Source organism: Streptomyces venezuelae ATCC 10712 (assembly GCF_008639165.1).
GTDB lineage: Bacteria > Actinomycetota > Actinomycetes > Streptomycetales > Streptomycetaceae > Streptomyces > Streptomyces venezuelae.
The window spans coordinates 5,468,122-5,490,476 of the sequence record NZ_CP029197.1 but is presented as its reverse complement, the minus strand read 5'-3'; the positions used below and the strand labels follow the sequence as shown (position 1 = coordinate 5,490,476).

At 71.9% G+C, this 22,355-nt stretch carries 18 protein-coding genes; 12 read left to right on the top strand and 6 right to left on the bottom strand.

From position 1 onward, the window contains the following. Positions 1 to 3: 3 nt before the first annotated feature. From DEJ43_RS25550 to DEJ43_RS25530, 5 genes are all read left to right on the top strand, one after another. Positions 4 to 1,989, top strand: a complete 1,986-nt coding sequence (locus DEJ43_RS25550; RefSeq protein ID WP_223831098.1) for an alpha-1,4-glucan--maltose-1-phosphate maltosyltransferase — start codon at positions 4 to 6, stop codon at positions 1,987 to 1,989. Beyond that, positions 1,986 to 3,680 carry a maltose alpha-D-glucosyltransferase gene (gene treS / locus DEJ43_RS25545; RefSeq protein WP_015036280.1) on the top strand — a complete coding sequence of 565 codons (1,695 nt, stop codon included), beginning with the start codon at positions 1,986 to 1,988 and terminating at the stop codon, positions 3,678 to 3,680. The genes DEJ43_RS25550 and treS overlap by 4 nt, the downstream gene beginning before the upstream one ends. 246 nt (positions 3,681 to 3,926) lie before the next feature. Then, entirely contained in the window at positions 3,927 to 5,276 is a 1,350-nt protein-coding gene (locus tag DEJ43_RS38710; protein WP_015036279.1) for a maltokinase N-terminal cap-like domain-containing protein, read from the top strand. Positions 5,277 to 5,415: 139 nt separating this feature from the next. Then, on the top strand, positions 5,416 to 7,728 hold the full coding sequence (gene glgB, locus DEJ43_RS25535) for a 1,4-alpha-glucan branching enzyme (RefSeq protein ID WP_015036278.1): 2,313 nt from the start codon (positions 5,416 to 5,418) through the stop codon (positions 7,726 to 7,728). A gap of 143 nt (positions 7,729 to 7,871) precedes the next feature. Further along, positions 7,872 to 8,762: a ScbA/BarX family gamma-butyrolactone biosynthesis protein gene (locus tag DEJ43_RS25530; RefSeq protein WP_051026163.1), complete on the top strand. Its 891-nt coding sequence runs from the start codon at positions 7,872 to 7,874 to the stop codon at positions 8,760 to 8,762. Here the strand turns inward: DEJ43_RS25530 and DEJ43_RS25525 are convergent. The 4 genes from DEJ43_RS25525 to DEJ43_RS25510 form a co-directional block, all read right to left on the bottom strand. Next, on the bottom strand, positions 8,737 to 10,980 hold the full coding sequence (locus DEJ43_RS25525) for a HelD family protein (RefSeq protein ID WP_015036276.1): 2,244 nt from the start codon (positions 10,978 to 10,980) through the stop codon (positions 8,737 to 8,739). The genes DEJ43_RS25530 and DEJ43_RS25525 overlap by 26 nt on opposite strands. 158 nt (positions 10,981 to 11,138) lie before the next feature. Further along, positions 11,139 to 11,477 carry a thioredoxin family protein gene (locus DEJ43_RS25520; RefSeq protein WP_015036275.1) on the bottom strand — a complete coding sequence of 113 codons (339 nt, stop codon included), beginning with the start codon at positions 11,475 to 11,477 and terminating at the stop codon, positions 11,139 to 11,141. Further along, positions 11,474 to 11,905 carry a MerR family transcriptional regulator gene (locus DEJ43_RS25515; protein ID WP_015036274.1) on the bottom strand — a complete coding sequence of 144 codons (432 nt, stop codon included), beginning with the start codon at positions 11,903 to 11,905 and terminating at the stop codon, positions 11,474 to 11,476. Before DEJ43_RS25515 ends, DEJ43_RS25520 begins: the two co-directional genes overlap by 4 nt. Positions 11,906 to 11,934: 29 nt before the next feature. Then, positions 11,935 to 12,468, bottom strand: a complete 534-nt coding sequence (locus DEJ43_RS25510) for an Lrp/AsnC family transcriptional regulator (RefSeq protein ID WP_015036273.1) — start codon at positions 12,466 to 12,468, stop codon at positions 11,935 to 11,937. A gap of 44 nt (positions 12,469 to 12,512) precedes the next feature. On the opposite strand from DEJ43_RS25510, the gene DEJ43_RS25505 reads away from it, so the two are divergent. Both DEJ43_RS25505 and DEJ43_RS25500 read left to right on the top strand, forming a co-directional pair. Next, positions 12,513 to 13,406: an NAD-dependent epimerase/dehydratase family protein gene (locus tag DEJ43_RS25505; RefSeq protein WP_015036272.1), complete on the top strand. Its 894-nt coding sequence runs from the start codon at positions 12,513 to 12,515 to the stop codon at positions 13,404 to 13,406. Continuing rightward, the gene (locus DEJ43_RS25500; protein WP_015036271.1) at positions 13,406 to 14,293 is read left to right on the top strand and encodes an aldo/keto reductase; all 888 of its coding nucleotides are present in this window, start codon (positions 13,406 to 13,408) and stop codon (positions 14,291 to 14,293) included. Before DEJ43_RS25505 ends, DEJ43_RS25500 begins: the two co-directional genes overlap by 1 nt. 423 nt (positions 14,294 to 14,716) lie before the next feature. Here the strand turns inward: DEJ43_RS25500 and DEJ43_RS25495 are convergent, their stop codons facing one another. Then, a complete protein-coding gene (locus tag DEJ43_RS25495) occupies positions 14,717 to 16,123 on the bottom strand; it encodes a C4-dicarboxylate transporter DctA (RefSeq protein ID WP_015036270.1) in 1,407 nt (468 codons plus the stop codon). Positions 16,124 to 16,255: 132 nt separating this feature from the next. Here DEJ43_RS25495 and DEJ43_RS25490 point away from each other — a divergent pair, with 132 nt between their 5' ends. The 5 genes from DEJ43_RS25490 (at position 16,256) to DEJ43_RS25465 (ending at position 21,708) form a co-directional block, all read left to right on the top strand. Next, positions 16,256 to 18,031: a sensor histidine kinase gene (locus DEJ43_RS25490; protein ID WP_015036269.1), complete on the top strand. Its 1,776-nt coding sequence runs from the start codon at positions 16,256 to 16,258 to the stop codon at positions 18,029 to 18,031. Beyond that, positions 18,028 to 18,732: a response regulator gene (locus DEJ43_RS25485; RefSeq protein WP_015036268.1), complete on the top strand. Its 705-nt coding sequence runs from the start codon at positions 18,028 to 18,030 to the stop codon at positions 18,730 to 18,732. Before DEJ43_RS25490 ends, DEJ43_RS25485 begins: the two co-directional genes overlap by 4 nt. 178 nt (positions 18,733 to 18,910) lie before the next feature. After that, entirely contained in the window at positions 18,911 to 19,519 is a 609-nt protein-coding gene (locus DEJ43_RS25480) for a helix-turn-helix transcriptional regulator (RefSeq protein ID WP_015036267.1), read from the top strand. Positions 19,520 to 19,552: 33 nt separating this feature from the next. Further along, positions 19,553 to 20,311 carry a tyrosine-protein phosphatase gene (locus tag DEJ43_RS25475; RefSeq protein ID WP_015036266.1) on the top strand — a complete coding sequence of 253 codons (759 nt, stop codon included), beginning with the start codon at positions 19,553 to 19,555 and terminating at the stop codon, positions 20,309 to 20,311. A gap of 605 nt (positions 20,312 to 20,916) precedes the next feature. Then, positions 20,917 to 21,708, top strand: coding sequence for a hypothetical protein (locus DEJ43_RS25465; protein ID WP_015036265.1), 792 nt, complete (start codon positions 20,917 to 20,919; stop codon positions 21,706 to 21,708). Positions 21,709 to 21,737: 29 nt separating this feature from the next. Here DEJ43_RS25465 and DEJ43_RS25460 read toward each other — a convergent pair whose 3' ends face one another. Continuing rightward, entirely contained in the window at positions 21,738 to 22,259 is a 522-nt protein-coding gene (locus DEJ43_RS25460) for a hypothetical protein (protein ID WP_015036264.1), read from the bottom strand. Positions 22,260 to 22,355: the final 96 nt, after the last annotated feature.

The window sequence follows — 22,355 nt, the reverse complement described above, 5'->3', positions numbered from 1 at the left end:
CTCATGGGACGCATTCCCGTACTGGACGTACGCCCGCTGGTCGACTGCGGCCGCCGCCCCGCGAAGGCGGTGGCCGGAGAGACCTTCGAGGTGACGGCGACCGTCTTCCGCGAGGGCCACGACGCGGTCGCCGCCAATGTCGTGCTGCGCGGCCCCTCGGGCCGGCCCGGACCCTGGACCCCGATGCGCGAACTCGCCCCCGGTACCGACCGGTGGGGGGCCGAGGTCACGCCGGACGCGGAGGGCCTCTGGACGTACACCGTCGAGGCGTGGAGCGACCCGGTGGCGACCTGGCGCCACACGGCGAGGATCAAGATCCCGGCCGGGATCGACTCGGAGCTCGTCCTCGCCGAGGGCGCCGAGCTGCACGAGCGGGCCGCGAAGGGCGTCCCGAAGAAGGGCGGCGGCCGGGAGGCGGTGCTGGCCGCCGCGGACGCGCTGCGTGACGTGTCCCGTCCGGCCGCGGTGCGGCTCGCGGCGGCGCTCAACCCGAGGGTGGTGGAGTCCCTCGACCGGCATCCGCTGCGCGAACTCCTCTCCGCCTCCCCGGCGTTGCCGCTGCAGGTGGAGCGCGAGCGGGCCCTGTTCGGCTCCTGGTACGAGTTCTTCCCGCGCTCCGAGGGGGTGCGGAAGGTGAAGGGCCGTACGATCCCGGGGAACTTCCGCACCGCCGCCGAGCGACTGCCCGCGGTGGCGGCGATGGGCTTCGACGTGGTCTACCTGCCGCCGGTGCACCCGATCGGCGAGACCCACCGCAAGGGCCCGAACAACTCCCTCTCCGCCGCGCCGCACGACGTCGGCGTGCCGTGGGCGATCGGCTCTCCGGAGGGCGGGCACGACGCGCTCCACCCCGACCTGGGCACCTTCGAGGACTTCGACGCCTTCGTGGCGCGGGCCCGGGAGCTGCGGCTGGAGATCGCCCTGGACTTCGCGCTCCAGTGCTCGCCGGACCATCCGTGGGTGGAGAAGCACCCGGAGTGGTTCCACCACCGGCCGGACGGCTCGATCGCGTACGCGGAGAACCCGCCGAAGAAGTACCAGGACATCTACCCGATCGCGTTCGACGTGGACATGGACGGGATCGTCGCGGAGACCGTGCGGGTGCTGCGGCACTGGATGGACCACGGGGTGCGGATCTTCCGGGTGGACAACCCGCACACGAAGCCGGTGGTGTTCTGGGAGCGGGTGATCGGCGAGATCAACCGGGCCGACCCGGACGTGATCTTCCTGGCGGAGGCCTTCACCCGGCCGGCGATGATGCGGACGCTCGGCGCGATCGGCTTCCAGCAGTCGTACACGTACTTCACCTGGCGGAACACCAAGGAGGAGCTCACCGAGTACCTGACGGAGCTGTCCGGCGAGACGGCGGCGCAGATGCGGCCGAACTTCTTCGTGAACACCCCGGACATCCTGCACGCCTACCTCCAGGAGGGCGGCCGGCCCGCGTTCGAGGTGCGGGCCGTGCTCGCGGCGACGCTGTCGCCCTCCTGGGGCATGTACGCCGGGTACGAGCTGTGCGAGAACACCCCGCTGCGGGACGGCAGCGAGGAGTACCTGGACTCGGAGAAGTACCAACTGCGGCCGCGTGACTGGGAGTCGGCGGAGCGGGCCGGTACCACGATCACTCCGCTGATCACCGCCCTGAACCGGATCAGGCGCCGGCACCCGGCCCTGCGCCGGCTGCGGAACCTGTCGTTCCATGACACCGACAACCCGCAGGTGATCGCGTACAGCAAGCGTTCGGGTTCGAACACCGTTCTGGTGGTCGTCAACCTCGACCCGCACCACACCCAGGAGGCGACGCTCTCGTTGGACATGCCGGAACTCGGCCTCGACTGGCACGAGACCGTGCCGGTGCGCGACGAGCTCACCGGCGAGACCTATCACTGGGGCAGGGCCAGCTACGTGCGTCTGGAGCCGGGTGTCACACCCGCGCACGTCCTCGTCCTGCGACCGTCCCCGCAGACCGGAGGGTCACCCACATCATGACTGTCAACGAGCCCGTCCCCGACACCTTCGAGGACACTCCCGCCAAGGACCTTGATCCCGACTGGTTCAAGCGGGCCGTCTTCTACGAGGTCCTCGTCCGGTCCTTCCAGGACAGCAACGGGGACGGCGTCGGCGACCTGAAGGGCATCACGTCCAAACTGGACTACCTCCAGTGGCTTGGCGTGGACTGCCTCTGGCTGCCGCCGTTCTTCAAGTCCCCCCTGCGGGACGGCGGCTACGACGTCGCCGACTACACGTCGGTGCTGCCCGAGTTCGGCGACCTGGCGGACTTCGTCGAGTTCGTCGACGCGGCCCACCAGCGCGGGATGCGCGTGGTCATCGACTTCGTCATGAACCACACGAGCGACCAGCACGAGTGGTTCCAGGAGTCGCGGCGCGACCCGGAGGGCCCGTACGGCGACTACTACGTCTGGGCCGACGACGACAAGCAGTACGCGGACGCGCGGATCATCTTCGTCGACACCGAGTCCTCGAACTGGACCTTCGACCCGGTCCGCAAGCAGTACTACTGGCACCGGTTCTTCTCGCACCAGCCCGACCTCAACTACGAGAACCCGGCCGTGCAGGAGGAGATCCTGTCCGCGCTGAAGTTCTGGCTCGACCTGGGGATCGACGGCTTCCGGCTCGACGCGGTGCCGTACCTGTACCAGCAGGAGGGCACCAACTGCGAGAACCTCCCCGCGACCCACGCCTTCCTCAAGCGGGTCCGCAAGGAGATCGACGACCACTACCCGGACACGGTGCTCCTCGCCGAGGCCAACCAGTGGCCGGAGGACGTCGTCGACTACTTCGGCGACTTCCGCTCCGGCGGCGACGAGTGCCACATGGCCTTCCACTTCCCGGTCATGCCACGGATCTTCATGGCCGTCCGGCGCGAGTCGCGCTACCCGGTCTCGGAAATCCTGGCGAAGACCCCGGAGATCCCCTCCGGCTGCCAGTGGGGCATCTTCCTGCGCAACCACGACGAGCTCACCCTCGAAATGGTCACCGACGAAGAGCGCGACTACATGTACGCCGAGTACGCCAAGGACCCGCGCATGCGGGCCAACATCGGCATCCGGCGCCGCCTCGCCCCGCTCCTCGACAACGACCGCAAGCAGATGGAGCTGTTCACCGCCCTGCTCTTCTCGCTGCCGGGCTCGCCGGTGCTCTACTACGGCGACGAGATCGGCATGGGCGACAACATCTGGCTCGGTGACCGGGACGGCGTCCGCACCCCGATGCAGTGGACCCCCGACCGCAACGCGGGCTTCTCCTCCTGCGACCCGGGGCGGCTCTACCTGCCGGCCATCATGGACCCCGTCCACGGCTACCAGGTGACCAACGTCGAGGCTGGCATGGCGTCCCCCTCCTCGCTCCTCCACTGGACGAAGCGGATGATCGAGATCCGCAAGCAGAACCGGGCGTTCGGGACGGGCACGTACACCGAACTCCCGGCGTCCAACCCGGCGGTGCTCGCCTTCCTCCGTGAGGATGGCGACGATCTCGTCCTCTGCGTGAACAACTTCTCGCGGTTCGCGCAGCCGACCGAACTCGACCTGCGTCGCTTCGACGGCACCCAGCCGGTGGAGCTGATCGGCGGGGTGACGTTCCCGGCCATCGGCCAGCTCCCCTACCTCCTGACCCTTGCGGGACACGGTTTCTACTGGTTCCGTCTCAAGAAGGGCTGACCGCCGGTCAGTTCGGATACGTCCGGGGTGGGACGGTTTCCTCCCGTCCCACTCTGGGCACTGTGACCCACACACGTTCCACAGCACGATTCAGGTCCATCCGGGCCTTCTTGCCGGGCCCATACGGATCTTCCCCCTCCGACACGTCCCGCACATCCGGACAGCCCCAGCCGCCATCCGGGACACTCTGCGCATTTGAACGCATACGACAGTCCATTGCGCACCCCGGGGAAAGGACGCGATGCCATGCCGGAGACCGCATCCACCACCCGGGCCCCGGACGCCCTCCTTCCGTCCCTCGCCCCCCTGCTCCACGAATGGCTGCCACGGCAGCGCTGGTTCGCGGGCAAGGGCCGCCGGGTCACCGGATTCACGCTGGACGCGGCCACCGAGCTGCTGCCCCTGGACGGCGCGGGACCCGGTCTCCTCCATCTGCTCGTACGGGTCGAGCAACCCAGCCGTCCGGCCGGCACGCCCGCCGACTGCTACCAACTGGTCCTGGGCGTACGGCCCCAGCTCCCGCCCCGCCTCGCCCCCGCCCTGATCGGGCGGATCCGGCAGGGGCCGCTCGCCGGACGCGCCGTGTACGAAGGGCTGCGCGACCCGCGGCTCGCCGGCCTCCTCTACGAGCGACTGCGCACCCCGGGCCGAACGGGCCCCCTGCGCTTCCACGCGACCACGTCACTGCCACCGGCCCTGGCCCCCCGCATGCTCGACGCGGAGCAGTCCAACTCCTCGCTCGTCTATGGAGATTCGTTCATCCTCAAGATCTTCCGCCGGGTCAGTCCCGGGGCCAACCCCGACCTGGAGCTGCCGCTCGCCCTCGCGGGCGCCGGCTGCGCCCGGGTCCCCGCCCCGGTCGCCTGGTTCGAGTCGGGGGCCTCGACCCTCGGCGTCCTCCAGCCGTACCTCCGGGACTCCCGGGACGGATGGCGGCTCGCGCTCGACGCGCTCGCCGACGGACGCGAGTTCACCGCCGAGGCCCGGGCGCTCGGCCGGGCCACGGCCGAGGTGCACCTGGCCCTGGCCTCGGCCCTGCCGACCCGCCGGCTCGGCCGCGTCGAGACCGAGCGGCTCGCAGCGGCGATGGACCACCGGCTGCACGCGGCGGCGCAGGCGGTTCCGGCGCTGCTGCCGTACGTGCCGGGGCTCCGCGCCGTCTTCGCGGCGGCGAGCGGCACGACCGGTGACGGGGTGGTCCAGCGCATCCACGGCGACCTGCACCTCGGCCAGACCCTGCGGGGCTCCGACGGGGGCTGGGCCGTCATCGACTTCGAGGGCGAGCCGGCGAAGCCGCTCGACGAACGGCGCAGCCCGCAGCCCACGGTCCGCGACGTCGCCGGGATGCTCCGCTCCTTCGACTACGCGGCCCGCACCCACCGCCCGTGGAACGCGGACTGGGCGGCGCGGTGCCGGGCGGCGTTCTGCACCGGGTACGCGGAGGCGGCGGGCACGGATCCCCGTGCGGACCCGGCGCTGCTGCGGGCCTACGAGACCGACAAGGCGGTGTACGAGGTCGTGTACGAGGCCCGCCACCGCCCGGACTGGCTCCCGGTCCCCATGTCCGCCATCCAACGCCTCTCCACCAGCCCATGACCACCACCCCCCGCCCCAGGCTCCTCCGCCCAGCCGGGCGGAGGGTCCGGACCGGGGGGAACCCCCGTTCGGCCGAGTTTCTCGGGTGCTTTTCGCACCGTTGGCCACACATACCCCCGTACCCCCAGGAGGCACCCCGGTGACCGCCCGCCCCGTAGGCAAGACGGCCCGCAGCAGCAAGGCCCCCAAGGCCGCGCAGGCCGAGAAGGCCACCACGAAGCCCCGGGCGCCCAAGGCCCCGAAGGCGCCCAGGACCGCGCCACCGATCGATCCGGGCGACCGGGCCCGGCTGCTCGCCGGGGAGCACCACGATCCGCACGGGGTGCTCGGCGCGCATCCGGTCCGGGGCGGCGTCGCGGTCCGGGTGCTGCGCCCGTGGGCGAAGGAGGTGACGGTCGTCACCAAGGGCAAGCGGGTCCCGCTCCGCCACGAGGGCGACGGGATCTTCTCCGGGCTGCTCCCCCTCCTGCGCAAGGTCCCGGCGTACGAGCTGCGCGTGCGGTACGGCGACGACGCCTCCGACGAGCTCGCCCTCCACGACCCGTACCGCTTCCTGCCGTCGCTCGGCGACCTCGACCTGCACCTGATCGGCGAGGGCCGGCACGAGGAGCTGTGGACGGCGCTCGGCTCGCACGTCATGACGCACGACGGCGTCACCGGCACCCGCTTCGCGGTCTGGGCGCCGAACGCCCGCGGCGTCCGGGTCACCGGTGACTTCACGCACTGGGACGGCACGGGCCTGCCGATGCGCTCGCTGGGTTCGACGGGCGTGTGGGAGCTGTTCGTGCCGGGCATCGGCGAGGGCGCGCTCTACAAGTACGACATCACCCGGCCCGACGGCACGCACACGGTCCGCGCGGACCCGATGGCCCGCCGCACGGAATGCCCGCCGAACACCGCGTCGATCGTCACCGCCTCGCACTACACGTGGGACGACGCGGAGTGGATGCGGCGGCGCGGGGACCGCCCGCCGCACGAGGCGCCGATCTCCGTCTACGAGGTCCACCTGCCCTCCTGGCGCCCCGGACTGACCTACCGTCAGCTCGCCGAGCAGCTCCCCGCGTACGTCCGCGACCTCGGCTTCACGCACGTGGAGCTGATGCCGGTCACCGAGCACCCCTTCGGCGGCTCCTGGGGCTACCAGGTCACCGGCTTCTACGCGCCGACGGCCCGCATGGGCACCCCCGACGACTTCCGCTTCCTGGTGGACGCGCTGCACCGGGCGGGGATCGGCGTCCTGATGGACTGGGTGCCGGCGCACTTCCCGAAGGACGACTGGGCGCTGGCCGAGTTCGACGGGCGCCCGCTGTACGAGCACGAGGACCCGCGCCGCTCGCACCATCCCGACTGGGGCACCCTGGAGTTCGACTACGGCCGCAAGGAGGTGCGGAACTTCCTGGTGGCCAACGCGGTGTACTGGTGCCAGGAGTTCCACATCGACGGTCTGCGGGTGGACGCGGTGGCCTCGATGCTCTACCTCGACTACTCGCGGGAGCACGGCGAGTGGCTGCCGAACGAGTTCGGCGGTCGGGAGAACCTGGACGCGGTGCGCTTCCTCCAGGAGATGAACGCCACCGTCTACCGCCGCTGCCCCGGCGTCGTCACCTTCGCCGAGGAGTCGACCGCCTGGGACGGGGTGACGCGGCCGACCGACCAGGTGGGAGCGGGCGGCTTCGGTGGTCTGGGCTTCGGCATGAAGTGGAACATGGGCTGGATGCACGACTCGCTGGAGTACATGCAGAAGGAGCCGGTGCACCGGAAGTACCACCACCACGAGATGACCTTCTCGATGGTGTACGCGTACAGCGAGAACTACATCCTGCCGATCTCCCACGACGAGGTCGTGCACGGCAAGCGGTCCCTGGTGTCGAAGATGCCGGGCGACTGGTGGCAGCAGCGGGCCAACCACCGCGCCTACCTGGGCTTCATGTGGGCCCATCCGGGCAAGCAACTGCTCTACATGGGGCAGGAGTTCGCGCAGGGCGCGGAGTGGTCGGCGGACCACGGGCCGGACTGGTGGCTGCTGGACCCGGCGTACGGCGCGGAGCCGGACCACCGGGGCGTGCGGGATCTCGTCCGGGACCTGAACACGGTCTACGCGGCGACGCCCTCGCTCTGGGAGCGGGACACCGCCCCGGAGGGGTTCCAGTGGGTGGTGGGGGACGCGGCGGAGGACAACGTCTTCGCGTTCCTGCGCTTCGACGCCTTCGGCTCGCCGCTGCTCGCCGTCTCGAACTTCTCGCCGGTCGTCCGGCACGACTACCGGCTCGGCGTGCCGGACCAGGTGGTCGCCTGGGCGGAGGTGCTGAACACGGACGCCGGCCGGTACGGCGGCGGGGACGTGGTGGGGCGCGATCCGCTGAAGACGGAGTCGGTGCCGCACCACGGGCGTTCGGCCAGCATCCGGATGACGCTGCCGCCGCTCGCGACGGTCTGGCTGCGGCCCGCGTGAGCCCCGAGGCTCGATAAAGGTCTTTACCTGTCCGATAAGTGACGCCGAATCAGTTCACCGTTCACCTGTTCGGGCAGCCCGCGCACCGTTCGGATATCTTCGCTCTCCACACCAAGCCGACGGGCCGGACGGGCGGGGACATCATGCGGGACACCGTGGAACGACGCCTGTCCCCGGAGCTCTGCCACCGGGTGCGCAGCGAGGACACCTTCCCCGTCGAGTGGCGGCCGCTCGACGGGAAGGACCGCTTCGCGGTGCGGGCCGCCTGGCCCGCCGACCACCCGTTCTTCACCCCGGTCCGCCGGGGCGCGGAACGGTGCCACGACCCGCTGCTGCTGGTCGAGACGCTGCGGCAGTCCACGATGGCCCTGCTCCACGACGCCCACGGACTGCCGCTGTCCCGGCACATCCTGCTGGGCGAGATCTCCCTCGCCTGTGACCCGGCGGGCCTCACCGTCACCGGCGAGGGGGCGGACATAGAGGTCCGCTTCGCCGAACTCCTCCGGCGCGGCGACCAGTTGTCCGACACCCGGGTGGACTGGATCGTACGGCGCGGGGCGCGCGCGGTCGCGACCGGCGGCGCCCGCGCCCGCTTCGTCGGCCCCGCCGCCTACCGCAGACTGCGCGGCGGGCATGTCGAGGCCGGCGCCGTACGCCCCGGGCCCCGGGTCCGGCGGGCGCCCGCACCGCTCACCGGCCGGGCCAGGACCGAGGACGTCCTCCTCGCCCCCGGCGGGCGGGAGGGGGTGTGGAAGCTGGTGGTCGACACCGGCCACCCCCAGCTCTTCCAGCGCCCCAACGACCACATACCGGGAATGCTCTTCCTGGAGGCGGCCCGGCAGGCCGCCTCCGCCGCCGCCTGGCCCCGCCCCTGTCTGCCGTCGGCCCTGCGGATCGTCTTCGACCGGTACGCCGAGTTCGACGGCGGCCCCTGCCTGCTCCGAGTGGAATCCGGGCGCGCGGCCGGGGAGTTCGAGGTCACCGGGTATCAGGACGGCGCACGGCTCTTCACCTGCGGGCTGCGGAGCGGATGATCCCGAGCCGCTGGGTCGCCCGGGTCAGCGCCACGTACAGGTCGTTGGTGCCGTGCGCGGCGCCGGCGACGATGCCCTCCGGGTCGACGACCAGGACGGTGTCGAACTCCAGGCCCTTGGCCTGCCGGGGGTCGAGCAGCACCACCGGCCGGGTGAGGTCGGGGGCCGGGCCGTAGGCGGCGTCGGGCAGGGCCGCGACCAGACCCGGGTGCAGCTCCTGCGGCGCGATCACGGCGATCCGGCCCTCCTCGCGGCGCTCGGTCGCGACCGCGTCGGCGGCCTCCTTCACCGGGTCGTCGACCGTCCGGTCCCAGGGCTCCACCCCGGTGGAGCGCACCGAGCTCGGCGGCTCGAACCCGGGGTCGTCGGCCCGTCGCACCTCGGCCGCCACCGCCATGATCTCGGCGGGCGTCCGGTAGTTGACGCCGAGCCGCACCAGCTCCCAGCGGTCCTCCACGTACGGGGCGAGGATCCGCTCCCAGGCGCCGACGCCGGCCGGATCGCCGGTCTGGGCCGGGTCTCCGACCAGGGTCATCGAGCGGCTGGGGCTGCGGCGCATGAGCAGCCGCCACGCCATCGCGGAGAGCTCCTGCGCCTCGTCGACGATGATGTGCCCGAAGGCCCAGGTGCGGTCGGCGGCGGCGCGCTCGGCGGCCGTGCGGTGGTCGGCCTCCTCGTGGCGTTCGGCGAAGCGCTCGGCGTCGATGATGTCGTGGGCGGAGAGGACCTCGGAGGCGTCCTTGTCCTGCTCCTCCTTGTCCTCGAACTCGTAGGTGCGCGAGGCGTAGGAGACGTCGAGGACGCCCTGCGCGTACTGGATCTGCTTCTGTCGTTCGGCCTCCTCGGCGGCGCGGGCGGCCGAGTCGTCCTCGCCGAGGAGTTCGGCGGCCTCGTCGAGCAGCGGTACGTCGGCGGGGGTCCAGGCTCCGCCGTCGCGGCGGATCGCCCGGGCGTCCTCGTCGGTGAGGTGGGTGGGCTCGGCCAGGTAGTCGGCGAGGAAGTCCTGCGGGGTGAGCGCGGGCCAGAGGGTGTCGATCGCCGCGTACACCTCGGGGTTGCCGGCGATGCCCTTGGCGAGCAGCGCGATGTCGTCGGGACCGAGGAAGTTGGGGCCGCCGTAGGGGTCGGCGCCGATCCGGTCGGCGAGCTGCTCGGCGAGCGCGTCGAGGATCCGGAAGACGAAGTAGGGGCGGGCCAGGTTGTGCGGGAGGGCGGTCTCGCGGGCCTTGTGCCGGGCCTCCAGGGCCATGTCCCAGTCGATGACCAGGTCGCCGTCCTCGTGCGGGACGATCAGCGGCTCGCCGCGCTCGGGGACCTGCTGGCGGTCCCGTACGGCGGCGGCGAGCGCGTCCGCCATGGCGGCGGAGCCCTTCACCGCGGCGGCGCGGGCGGTGTCGGTGCCGGTGGCGCGGACGCCGGGGAACAGTTCGGCGGGGGTGGCGAGGAGCACGCCGGTCTCGCCGAGGGACGGCAGGACGTTGCCGATGTAGCCGAGGAAGGCCGGGTTGGGGCCGACGATCAGGACGGCCCGCTTGGCGAGCTGCTCGCGGTGGGCGTAGAGGAGGTAGGCGGCCCGGTGCAGGGCGACGGCCGTCTTGCCGGTGCCGGGGCCGCCCTCGACGACGAGGACTCCGCGGTGCGGGGAGCGGATGATGGCGTCCTGCTCGGCCTGGATGGTCTGCACGATGTCGTGCATCCGGCCGGTGCGGGCCGCGTCGAGCGCGGCGAGCAGCACCTCGTCGGCGTCGCGGCTCTCGTGCCCGGTGCGGGTGGCGTCGGCGAGGTCGAGCACCTCGTCGTGGAGCGCGGTGACGGTGCGGCCGAGGGTGCTGATGTGCCGGCGGCGGGAGAGGCCCATGGGCTCGTACCCGGTGGCGAGGTAGAAGGGGCGGGCGATCTCGGCGCGCCAGTCGACGACGAGCGGGGTGCGGTTCGGGTCGTCCTCGCGGATGCCCAGCCGGCCGATGTGGTGGTCGCGTCCGTCCTTGAAGACGAGCCGCCCGAAACAGAGTCCGCTCTCTCCCGCGTTGAGGGCGGAGAGCAGTCCTGACTGCTCGGCGACCAGCACGTCCCGTTCGAGTCTGCCCTGGTTGCTGCCGACCCCGGGGGTCCGCAGGGCACGCTCGACGGCCGCCTCGGCCTCGGTCCGCAGATCGTCGAGTCGTGCGTAGAGATCGGTGATGAATTGCTGCTCGTTCCGAAATTCCTCGGTTGACAATTCGACTCCCGGCGCGATACAGTGCGTTTAGTGAACTTCTCTGTGCCCGTGAATTCTCCGGACACGGAATCTCTCAATATACGCGAAGAAATGCCCCGACTGTCAATTGTAGTCGGGGCATTTCTGTATGCCCTGCGGAAGTCCCGGCCCCCCGCCCGTCAGCCCAGCACGTCCGCCAGCTCCTCCAGGAGACGGCGCTTCGGCCGGGCGCCCACCAGGGACTTCACCGGCTCCCCCGCCCGGAACACCAGCATCGTCGGAGTCGCCAGCACCCCGTACCGCAGGGTGGTCTCCGGATTGCGGTCCACGTCGATCTCGACGACCCGGAGCCGCTCCGCCTCCTCCGCGGCGATCGCACCGAGCACCGGCTTCAGCTGACGGCACGGCCCGCACCACTCCGCGGTGAACTTCACCAGGACCGGCAGCCCGGACCCCAGCACCTCCGCCTCGAAGTCCCCGTCCGTGACCTCGGCCACGCCCTCCGCGTACGTCGTCATTCCCGTCCCCTCTCCGTCTCCGTCTCCGTCTCCCACTGCGCATCGAGCTCGCACCGGGGCTCCGGGCCGTGCGGCAGCTCCGCCTCGGCCCGCAGCAGCTGGGCGCCCACCTGGGCGCGCACCGCACGGAGCTGTTCGATCAGACCGTCCAGCTCAGCGACCTTCCGCCGGTAGACGGCGATCGACGCGGGACAGGAGTCCCCGGCCGGATGCCCCGCGCGCAGACAGTCGACGAACGGCCGCGTCTCCTCCAGCTCGAACCCGAAGTCCTGCAGGGTCCTGATCTGCTGGAGGAGCCGCAGGTCGGCCTCGTCGTACGTGCGGTGGCCCTGCTCCGTGCGCCGGGCGGTCAGGAGACCACGGGACTCGTAGTACCGCAGGGTCCGCGTGGTGGTCCCGGCCCGCTCGGCCAGCTCTCCGATGCGCATGTCCCCGACCGTACGGCTTGACGCCGACGTCAAGGCAAGGGCGTCCCACCGGGCGGCAGCAGCGGCTTCCGCTCCACCGGGGAGGAGAGCACGATCGACGTCGTCGTCCGGCCGAGGGCCGAGGTCTGCTCCAGGACCTCTTCGAGGTGGACGGTGTCCGTGACGGCCACCTTGAGGATCCAGCAGTCCTCGCCCACCACGTGATGCACCTCGAGGACCTCGGGCCGCGCCGTCAGCTCCAGCGTCCTCGGATGCTTCAGCGTGTAGCCGCCGTGCGGGTTCACCCGGATGAAGGCCCGGATGCCGTAGCCGAGCCGGGCCGCGGAGACATGGGCGCCGTAACCGGTGACCGCGCCGCAGGCCTCCAGCCGGCGCACCCGCTCGGTGACCGCCGCGGGGCTCAGCCGGACCCGGCGGCCCAGCTCGCTCAGCTTGATCCGGCCGTCGGTCTGGAGGAGGTCCAGGATCTGCCGGTCGATGGGGTCGAAGGCGCCCACCGACGTTTCGTCGGCGCGAGGACCCGACGGCCGTGGTTCTTTCGGCGCGACGACCGACACTCCCATGTCTCCCCCTTCAACGGACGAGCGCCCAACGTAACACTGGAGACATGGACATCCTGATCATCGGCGGAAACCGCTATTTCGGAAAGCGGCTGACACTCCGTCTGCTGGAATCCGGACACGACGTGACGATGCTCAACCGCGGTTCCTCCGGCGTTCCGGAAGGCGTGACCCATCTGATCGCCGACCGGAACGACGAGAACGCACTGGAAAGCGCACTGGGCGACCGGACCTTCGACGTGGTGATCGACCAGGTCTGCTACACCCCCGTGCAAGCCGCGATCGCGCGCCGCGTTCTCGGACCGCGCACCCGCCGCTATGTGATGACCTCGACGGTGGAGATCTACGAATTCCAGCATTCCGCCACGCCGCTTCGGGAGGACGCCGTCGATCCGCGGACCGTCACCGTCGACCCCGGCCTTCCCTGGGCCGACCCCGAATTCCTCGAAACGCACTACGGGGAGGGAAAGCGGCAGGCCGAGGCGGTCTTCGCGGCCGCGCCCGCCTTCCCGTACACAGCGGTCCGGGTCGCCCACGTGCTCGGCGGCGCCGACGACTTCACCGGCCGGATCGGCCACTACGCCGACCGCATCCGGGCGGGCGAGCCGATCGCCGTACCGGCGGAGAACCACCCCGCCACCTATGTGTACGTCGAGGAGATCGCCGCATTCCTGGCATGGGCGGCCGAGAACTCCTTCACCGGACCGGTCAACGCGCATTCCCACGGCGCCCTCACCACCGCCGACATCTGCGCCGAGATCGAGCGCCTCGCGGGCGGCCGGACCGTATTCCAGAAGGTCGAGGTCGGCGAAGTCTCGCCGTTCTCCTTCGCCCGCTCCTACGCCATGGACAACTCCCGCGCCACAGAACTCGGATTCACCTTCCGCGATTCCACCGCATGGCTGCCCCAGGCCCTCTCCGAGACGCTGGGAACGAACTGATGCGACAGCGCGCACTGGGAGACGTACGCGTCGGCGCGATCGGACTCGGCGCCATGCCGCTCTCCATCGAGGGACACCCCGACGAGGCCCGCGCCCTCGCCACCGTCCACGCCGCGCTCGACGCGGGCGTCACGCTGCTCGACACCGCGGACTCCTACCACCCGCCGGGCGGCGAACCCGGCGCCAACGAACTGCTCGTGGCACGGGCCCTGGCCGCGTACGGGGGTCGCGGCCGGACCGAGGACGTCCTGGTGGCGACGAAGGGCGGCCGCGGCCGCACCGCCGACGGCGGCTGGACGGTCGACGGACGGCCCGAACACCTGCGGCGCGCGGCCGAGGCCTCGGCCCGGCGGCTCGGCGTCGACGCGATCGGGCTGTACCAGCTCCACAAGCCCGACCCGGCCGTCCCCTACGCCGAATCCCTCGGCGCGATACGGGAGTTGCTGGACGCCGGCACGATCCGGCTGGCCGGGATCTCGAACGTCGACACCGACCGGATCCGGCTCGCCCGGGAGATCCTCGGCGAGCGCCTCGTCTCCGTCCAGAACCGCTACTCCCCCGCCGACCGCGGCTCCGAGCCCGAACTGCGGCTCTGCGCCGAACTCGGCCTGGCGTTCCTGCCGTGGAGCCCCCTCGGCGGCATCGCCCGCAGCTCCCTGGACGGGGCGTCGACCCTGGCGGCGGACCCCGAGTTCGGCGCCTTCCACCGAGTGGCCCGCACCCACGGCGTCAGCCCCCAGCGCGTCGCCCTCGCCTGGCTCCTCACCCGCTCGGCCACCGTCCTCCCGATCCCGGGCGCGAGCAGACCGGAATCGATCAGAGACTCGGCGGAGGCGGGGGCGCTGCGCTTGACGGAGATGGAGATCGCGGAGCTGAACGGGACGTGAGCCTGGGGCCGCGGGGCGGGGCCTTTCCTGGGGCTCCGCCCCTTCCCGAACTGGGGGCAAGCCCCCAGACCCCGTACGGCCTACGGCCGCGCCCTCAAACGCCGGGCGGGCTGAAATCCAGCCCCGCCGACGATTGAGGCGCGGGCCTTTGCGCCCGCCCCCGTACGGCCTGCGGCCGTGCCCTCAAACGCCGGGCGGGCTGGAAAATCCAGCCCCGCCGGCGTTTGAGGCGCGGGGCCTGGGGCGGAGCCCCAGTTCGGGAAGGGGCGGGGCGGGGAGAAGGCCCCGCGCAGCGGCCTCCAGGCAGCCGCCGACGCGTGGCGCAGCCGCACCCCGGTCAGACCCCGGCGCGGGGCGGGGAACAGGCGCCCCGGTCAGACGCCGGCGCGGGGCGGGGACAGGCCCCGCGCAACCCCACCCCGATCAGACCCCGGCCCGCGCCTTCTCCTCCCCGTCCTCCGCCCGCTGCTCCGGCACCGCCGCCCCGTGGTCGTCGACCAGCGTCGTCTCGTCGAACGGCACCCGCCCCGCGAGCACCTCCGCCACCCGCTCCTTGTCGATCTCCTTCGTCCACGTGCCGACGAGCACCGTCGCGACCGCGTTCCCCGCGAAGTTGGTGAGGGCGCGCGCCTCGCTCATGAAGCGGTCGATGCCGACGATCAGGCCCACCCCGTCGACCAGCTCGGGCCGGTGCGACTGGAGGCCACCCGCGAGGGTGGCGAGCCCGGCGCCGGTGACGCCCGCCGCGCCCTTCGAGGCGATGATCATGAAGACGAGGAGCGAGATCTGCTCGCCGACCGACAGCGGGTCCCCCATCGCCTCGGCGACGAACAGCGAGGCCATCGTGAGGTAGATCGCGGTGCCGTCGAGGTTGAAGGAGTAGCCGGTCGGCACGGTGATGCCGACGACCGGCTTGCTGACGCCGAGGTGCTCCATCTTCGCGATGAGCCGGGGCAGCGCCGACTCGGAGGATGAGGTGGAGAGGATCAGCAGGAACTCGCGGCCCAGGTACTTCAGCAGGGTCCAGATGTTGATCCCGGCGACCAGCCGCAGGATCGTCCCGAGCACGACGAAGACGAAGATCGCACAGGTCAGGTAGAAGCCGATCATGATGACGGCGAGCGACTTGAGCGCGGCGGCGCCGGTCGCGCCGACGACGGCCGCGATCGCGCCGAAGGCGCCGACCGGGGCCGCCCACATGATCATGGCGAGGATGCGGAAGACGAGCCGCTGGATGTGCCCGATCCCGCGCAGCACCGGTTCGCCCGCCGAACCCATGGCCTGGAGCGCGAAGCCGGCGAGCAGTGCGACGAGCAGGGTCTGGAGGACCTCGCCCTCGGTGAACGCGGAGACGATGGTGGTGGGGATGATCCCGAGCAGGAAGTCCGGCGTGGACTCGCTCGCCCCCTCCGCCTGCTTGGCCCCGGCCTCGGCCAGTTCCTTGGTGAGGTGCAGCCCGGAGCCGGGCTCCAGGATGTTGCCGACGACGAGACCGATCGCGAGGGCGACGGTCGACATGAGGAGGAAGTAGCCGAGGGCGAGACCGCCGACGGCGCCGACCTTCGCGGCCTTGCGGACCGATCCGACGCCGAGGACGATCGTGCAGAAGATGATCGGCGAGATCATCATCTTGATCAGGTTGACGAAGCCGGTGCCCAGCGGCTTGAGCTCGACGGCGACGCCGGGGGCCAGGAAGCCGACCGCGATGCCGAGCAGTACGGCTCCGATGACGGCCAGATACAGATAGTGGGTACGGTCCCGGCGTGCGGCCACGGGGTCCTCCTCGTGCTGATGGGTGTCCACGTCCCGGTGGACTCCGCGACTATCCATCAGCCTGTGACCGGGGTCACGCTTACGTACGTTTCGTTCACGGCCGAAGCGACCCGGGGGCGGGTGCGTGGGGACGAAACGATTCGGGAACGCGTTGCGCCGCCGCACGCTCCGCCGTGCACACTTACCCGCATGCGCCTCCCCCTCCCCCGACCCCGCAGCCTGGCCGGCCAGCTCTTCGCCATGCAGGTCGTGCTGGTGGCCGTCGTCGTGGCGGGATGCGCGGTCTTCGCGTACGTCACCGACCGGGCGCAGGCCGAGGAGACGGCGCGGCGCCAGGCCACCGCGACCGCCGCCGCCGTCGCCGACTCCCCGTCCGTCGTCGCGGCGGCCCGCTCCGACGAGCCGTCCGCGCTCCTCCAGCCGTACGCCGAGTCGCTGCGCCGGCACGCCGGGGTGGCCTTCGTGGTGATCATGGCGCCGGACGGCACCCGCTGGACCCACCCCGAGCCCGAACAGATCGGCCGGACGTACCTCGGCCACATCGAGCAGGCGCGGGCGGGCCGCACGTACACCGAGACCCATCTCGGCGTGCTCGGCCCCTCCGTACGGACGGTGGCCCCGGTCTTCGACGGCGACCGGGTCGTCGCGCTGGTCAGCGCGGGCATCACCATCGACAAGATCAGCGAGCAGGTACGGGAACAGGTCGTCGCCCTGCTCGGCATGGCGGGCGCGGCGCTGGTCCTCGGCGGGGCGGGGACGTACGTGGTCAACGCCCGGCTGCGGCGGCACACCCACGGCATGAACGCCACCGAACTCAGCCGCATGCACGACTACCACGAGGCCGCGCTGCACGCGGTCCGCGAAGGGCTCGTGATGCTCGACGGGCGGCGGCGGATCGCGCTCATCAACGACGGGGCGCGGGAGCTGCTCGGCCTGGACGAGGGCGTCGTCGGCCGCCCCGCCGCCGAGCTCGGACTGCCCGCGCCGCTGACCGGGGCCCTGCTGTCCTCCGAGCCGCGCGTCGACGAGACGCATCTGACCGCCGACCGGGTCCTCGTCGTCAACACCCGGCCGGTGGTCGGCGGCGAGCGGCGCGGCACGGTCGTCACGCTCCGGGACCGTACGGAACTCCAGGCGCTCTCCGGCGAGCTGGACTCCGAGCGGGGGTTCACGGAGGCGCTGCGCTCCCAGGCCCACGAGGCGGCGAACCGGCTGCACACGGTCGTGTCGCTGATCGAACTCGGCCGGGTCGCAGAGGCGGTGGAGTTCGCGACGGCGGAACTCGAACTGGCCCAGGCGCTCACCGACCGGGTCGTCGACGCGGTCGGCGAGCCGGTGCTCGCGGCGCTGCTGCTCGGCAAGGCGGCGCAGGCCAACGAGCGGGGCGTCGAGCTCGTCCTCACCGAGGACAGCCGCATCGACGACGGACTCGTGCCCGCGACCCTGCCCGCCCGGGACCTGGTGACGATCCTGGGCAACCTCATCGACAACGCGGTGGAGGCGGCGGGCGGCACCCCACAGGCGCGCGTGACGGTCACGGTGGCGGCCCGCACGGGCGACGGCGAACTGCTCCTGCGGGTCGGCGACACGGGCCCCGGCGTCCGCCCGGCCGACCGCGACGCCGTCCTGGGCCGCGGCTGGACCACCCGAGGCCCGGGCCGAGGCCTGGGCCTGGCCCTGGTGGGCCAGGCAGTCACCCGAGCCTCGGGCACCCTCGACATCACGTCCACGAGGGAAGGCGGCGCCCAATTCACCGCCCGCCTGCCGCTACCGGAACCGACAGCCGTGCCGACGGTGCTGCCGGAAGCGGCCCTCCTGGCGGCGGCGCGTACGGGCGGGACGGACGGCGGCGGCCGCCCATCCGCGGCCTCCGCCACCGGCGCGGACCCCGGCCGGGCCCCCGGGACTGACCCGGCCCCCGCCCCCGGCGTCACCCCCCATGGCGCGAAGGAGGTGACCCCGTGAGCAGCGCTCCGCCGCCGCCCCTCCGGGTGCTCGTCGTCGAGGACGATCCCGTCGCCGCCGACGCCCACGCCCTGTACGCGGGTCGCGTCGAGGGCTTCACCGTCGTCGGGGTCGCGCACTCCCGGGCCGCCGCCGTGCGGCTGCTCGACCGGACGCCCGTCGACCTGATCCTCCTCGACCTCTACCTGCCCGACGGTCACGGCCTCCAGCTGCTGCGCTCCCTGCGCGCCGCCGGGCACTCCGCCGACGTCATCGCCGTGACCTCCGCCCGCGACCTGGCGATCGTCCGCGAGGGCGTCTCCCTCGGCGTCGTCCAGTACGTCCTCAAGCCCTTCGCCTTCGCCACCCTCCGCGACCGGCTCGCCCGGTACGCCGAGTTCCGGGCCACGGCCGGCGAGGCCTCCGGGCAGGAGGAGGTCGACCGGGCCCTCGCCACCCTCCGGGCCCCGCACCCCGCCGCACTCCCCAAGGGTCTCAGCGCCCCGACCCTGGAGTCGGTCACCCGTACCCTGAGGTCCACCCCGGCCGGGCTCACCGCCGCCGAGGCGGGCGCGGCCGTCGGGATCTCGCGGATCACCGCGCGCCGCTACCTGGAGCACCTGGTGACGGCGGGCCGGGCGGTACGGGCCCCGCAGTACGGACAGATCGGGCGCCCCGAGCTCCAGTACCGCTGGCTCGACGGCCCCGCCCGCGGTCACTGATCGTCTTCGCCGCCACCACCCCGGGTTACCGCTCGGTTCCCACGTTCCTACGACTTCGCACGTTGGGGGAACGAACCGTAGCCAGCCGTCACCCTGCGCACCTACCGTGTGCCGGGTGCACCAACCCTCCCCACCCTTCAACGCCCTCGCCGCACGGCGCCTGCGCGAGGGCCTCGGCATGGCCCCCGACCACGTCGCCTACGGCCTGCGCGCGCAGTACGGTCTCTTCGTCACCCCCGACGCCGTCGTCGCCTGGGAGCGCGGCCGCGCCGTCCCCGACGAACAGCAGCTCACCGCCCTCGCGGGCGTCCTGTGGTGCTCCCCCGCCGAGCTCATCGCCGCCCCCGCCACCCTGCGCGAGCACCGGATGGCGCGCGGCCTCGCCCCCGAGGAGCTCGCCCTGCGGGTCGGCGTCGCCGCCCACGCGTACCAGCGGATGGAGGACGAGGGCCGCTGGCGCGGCACCGAACGGCAGACCGCCGCCCTCGCCGAGGTCCTCGGGCTCGGACCGCGCGCCCTGATCACCGCGACCGGCGGCGACGAGCGCCTCGCCGAACTGCTCCGGGACGCCGCCACCACCCGCTGGCAGGCCTATGTGAAACCGGCGGCGAAGATGCTGCCGCTGCCCCGGCGGACCGTGGAGTTCGCGCTTCAGCGGCTGCACGGCGAGTACCACGCCCGGATGGCCGCGACCAGCAGTTGGGGCGCTTCGGGCGCGACGGGCGACGAGGGCCGGGCGTACCTGGACGGGATCACCGGCCACTTCTGGGCCGCGGTGGGTTCCTAGATCATTACGGGTCCGGCCCCCTAGATTGGCCCCGTGAGACGACACATACCCTTCGAACGACTCCACAACTTCCGTGACCTGGGCGGCTATCCGACCGCCGACGGCGGAACCGTACGGTGGGAGACCCTCTACCGCTCGGACTCCCTCGCCAAGCTCGCGGACGCCGGCCCCACCGATCTGGAGCGCTTCCGCTCGCTCGGCGTCGCCACGGTGATCGACCTGCGCTATCCGTGGGAGATCGCCGCCAAGGGCCGCCTGCCGGAGACCGAGGACGTCTCCTGGCACAACCTCTCCGTCGAGCACCGCCCCTACGACCAGGAGGCGATCGACCCCGCCCTCGACCCCTGGCGCTACCTCGCCGACCGGTTCGCGGAGGTCGCCGAGGACGGTGCGGTCGAACTCCGTACGGCCCTGGAGGTCATCGCCGCGGCCGACGGACCGCTCGTCTTCCACTGCGCCTCGGGGAAGGACCGTACGGGTCTGCTCGCCGCCCTCGTCCTCGCCCTCCTGGGCGTCCCCGACGAGGAGATCCTCGCGGACTTCGCCCTCACGGAGCTCGCCACGGAGCGGCTGATCGCCGACTGGCGGGCGGCCCACCCGGGCCGCGAGCCCCGCTGGCCGGGCTACGGCCGGGCACCGGCCGACATCATGCGACTGTTCCTCGCGGACCTGCGCGCACGGTACGGCTCCGTGGACGCGTACGTCACCGGCCATGTCGGCCTCGACCCCTCGGTGGTGACGACCCTGCGGTCCCGGCTGGTCGACGCCCCCGAGGCCGTATCCGAAAAGTAGCGCCGCCTGCCGGCGGCTGGGTACAGCGGCCGACCCCGGTGGGACATGACCGACCCGGGCGGGGACTGACAGGTCGGAGCTGTGACCCGTGACCGGGTGGCGGGCGCGACCGTGTGCGTCCGCCGTCGGGTCGGTCAGTTGCTCCGTTTCCGCGCCGTCAGTTGGAAGAGCCGCGCGGTGTGCATGTAGGGCGGGCGCGCGGTGGTGGCGAGTTCCAGTTGTTCGAGGTCGGCGTAGAACGCCGGGTCGTACTTGCGCGCGTCTCACGACGGTGCGGGGGCGTGGCTGGTCCACACCCCCGCGGAAGTGTCCGAACGCCACGCTGAATGTCGCGTACATGGCGATACTGGAATCCGGGCGCGGTGCCCTGAGGACACTGCGCATGGGAACCGGGGGAGCAACATGGAGACTTCTGAACTGGCGACCATGGCCGTCGCGGTCTTGACCGCGACGGCGACCGGTGCGGCGACCGCGGTCGGCCAGAGCGCCGGAACCGCGGTCGCCGATGCGTTACACACCCGGCTGGCCTCGACGGAGCGGGGGCGGCTCTGGACACACTGCGGCAGGCCCCGGAAGACCCGGCCGCACAGGACACGGCCCGGTCCGTGGTCCAGGAGGAGATCGAGGCGGACCCGGAACTGCGACGTCAGCTGCAACTGCAGCTGACCGCACCGGGAACCAATGCCACGGGCAGCCTGCTGATCACCGGCAGCCAGGTGTCGCGCAGTTCCATCGCTCTTGGCCCGCTGACCATCAACAACACCCGGAGCGGGCGGGCCGTCATCGCCTTGACGGCCGCTCTGCTGCTGGCCCTGGTCGTGCTGGTGGTGTACGGGGGCACACGGCTGATCACGGTCGACGACTCCCCCGGGTCGTCGCAGGACGACAGCGCCCGCCATGCCGCGCGAGCCCTGAACGTCAGCGAGGTCAAGCAGGTCGTTCCCGACCTGACGAGCATGCCCTCCGGCTGGGAGCGATCCGCCCCCCTCAGAGCCGGCGAGGACGAGGACAACGGATGCTCAGGGGCCCAGGCGAGCTTCAACACGAACAACTGGAACGACGGCACCCACACGAGGAAGGTCTGGGCCGAATTCACGGTGCGGTCCTGCCCCAGCGCGGCGCTGACCGCGCAGGGCTTCGAGGAAATCCGGTCGGGCGTCGCCAACAACAACAAGGCGAGGGAGATCTCCCTCCCGGAGCTCGGCGACCAGCGCACCGCGATCACCCACTACAACAGCGGCCTCGACGAGACCACAGCCGTCGCCCTGCTCCGCGTCGGCACCGTCCTCGTTGAGCTGGAATACCAGCCGGTGCCCGACGACTCGGGCTGGTCCAGGGAGTTCGAGCAGCTGGCCTCCATGGCCGCCGCCCGCGCCCAACAGGTCCAGAACGCCTGACTCACCGCCTCGTTCCCCCGAGAGAAGGATCACGAGCGGCTCTCGCTCGAAGGGGCGTCGAGCGCGGCCGCGATGCCCTCAAGGATCCCGATGAACTCTTCGGCCGGGATCTCGACCACGAAGACCGCACCGGCGTCTTCGGGGTGGGTGAACAGGTGTTCCGCACGCCAGAACTCCAGCGTGATCACCACGTGGTCCCTCTCGCGGAACAGGTGGGCCACCACGTTGTCGGTGGTGGGCCCCCAGAGCAGGAACCGAAACCGGCTGCTCAGCTGGTGGTCGGCCTCGGACTCGTCGTCATCCCCCGCGCGCTGCCAGAGACGCCGGTGCGTGGCCTCGGCGGACAAGCCGTCGAACGGCAAGGAAGAACCTTCGCCAGACCGCAGCCAGGCGGCCGCATTCAGCACATCGCGGCGGAACTGGGGGACGTACGCCATGTTGTCGTCGCAGGTCAGCCACTTTCCAGTCGCCCAGAGGTCGACCCGGCACAGTGGGCCCGGCTCACCGACCTCCGCGGCGAACCTGGACTTGTCTCCCAGAAGTACGTTCATGCCGGTGACCGTCGCAGGTTCAGCCCTTCATGAACAACCGAAAACCGCAGCTCGAAGCCCCGCCCCGGCACCCGCCCGTGCTGCACCGCGTTGTTC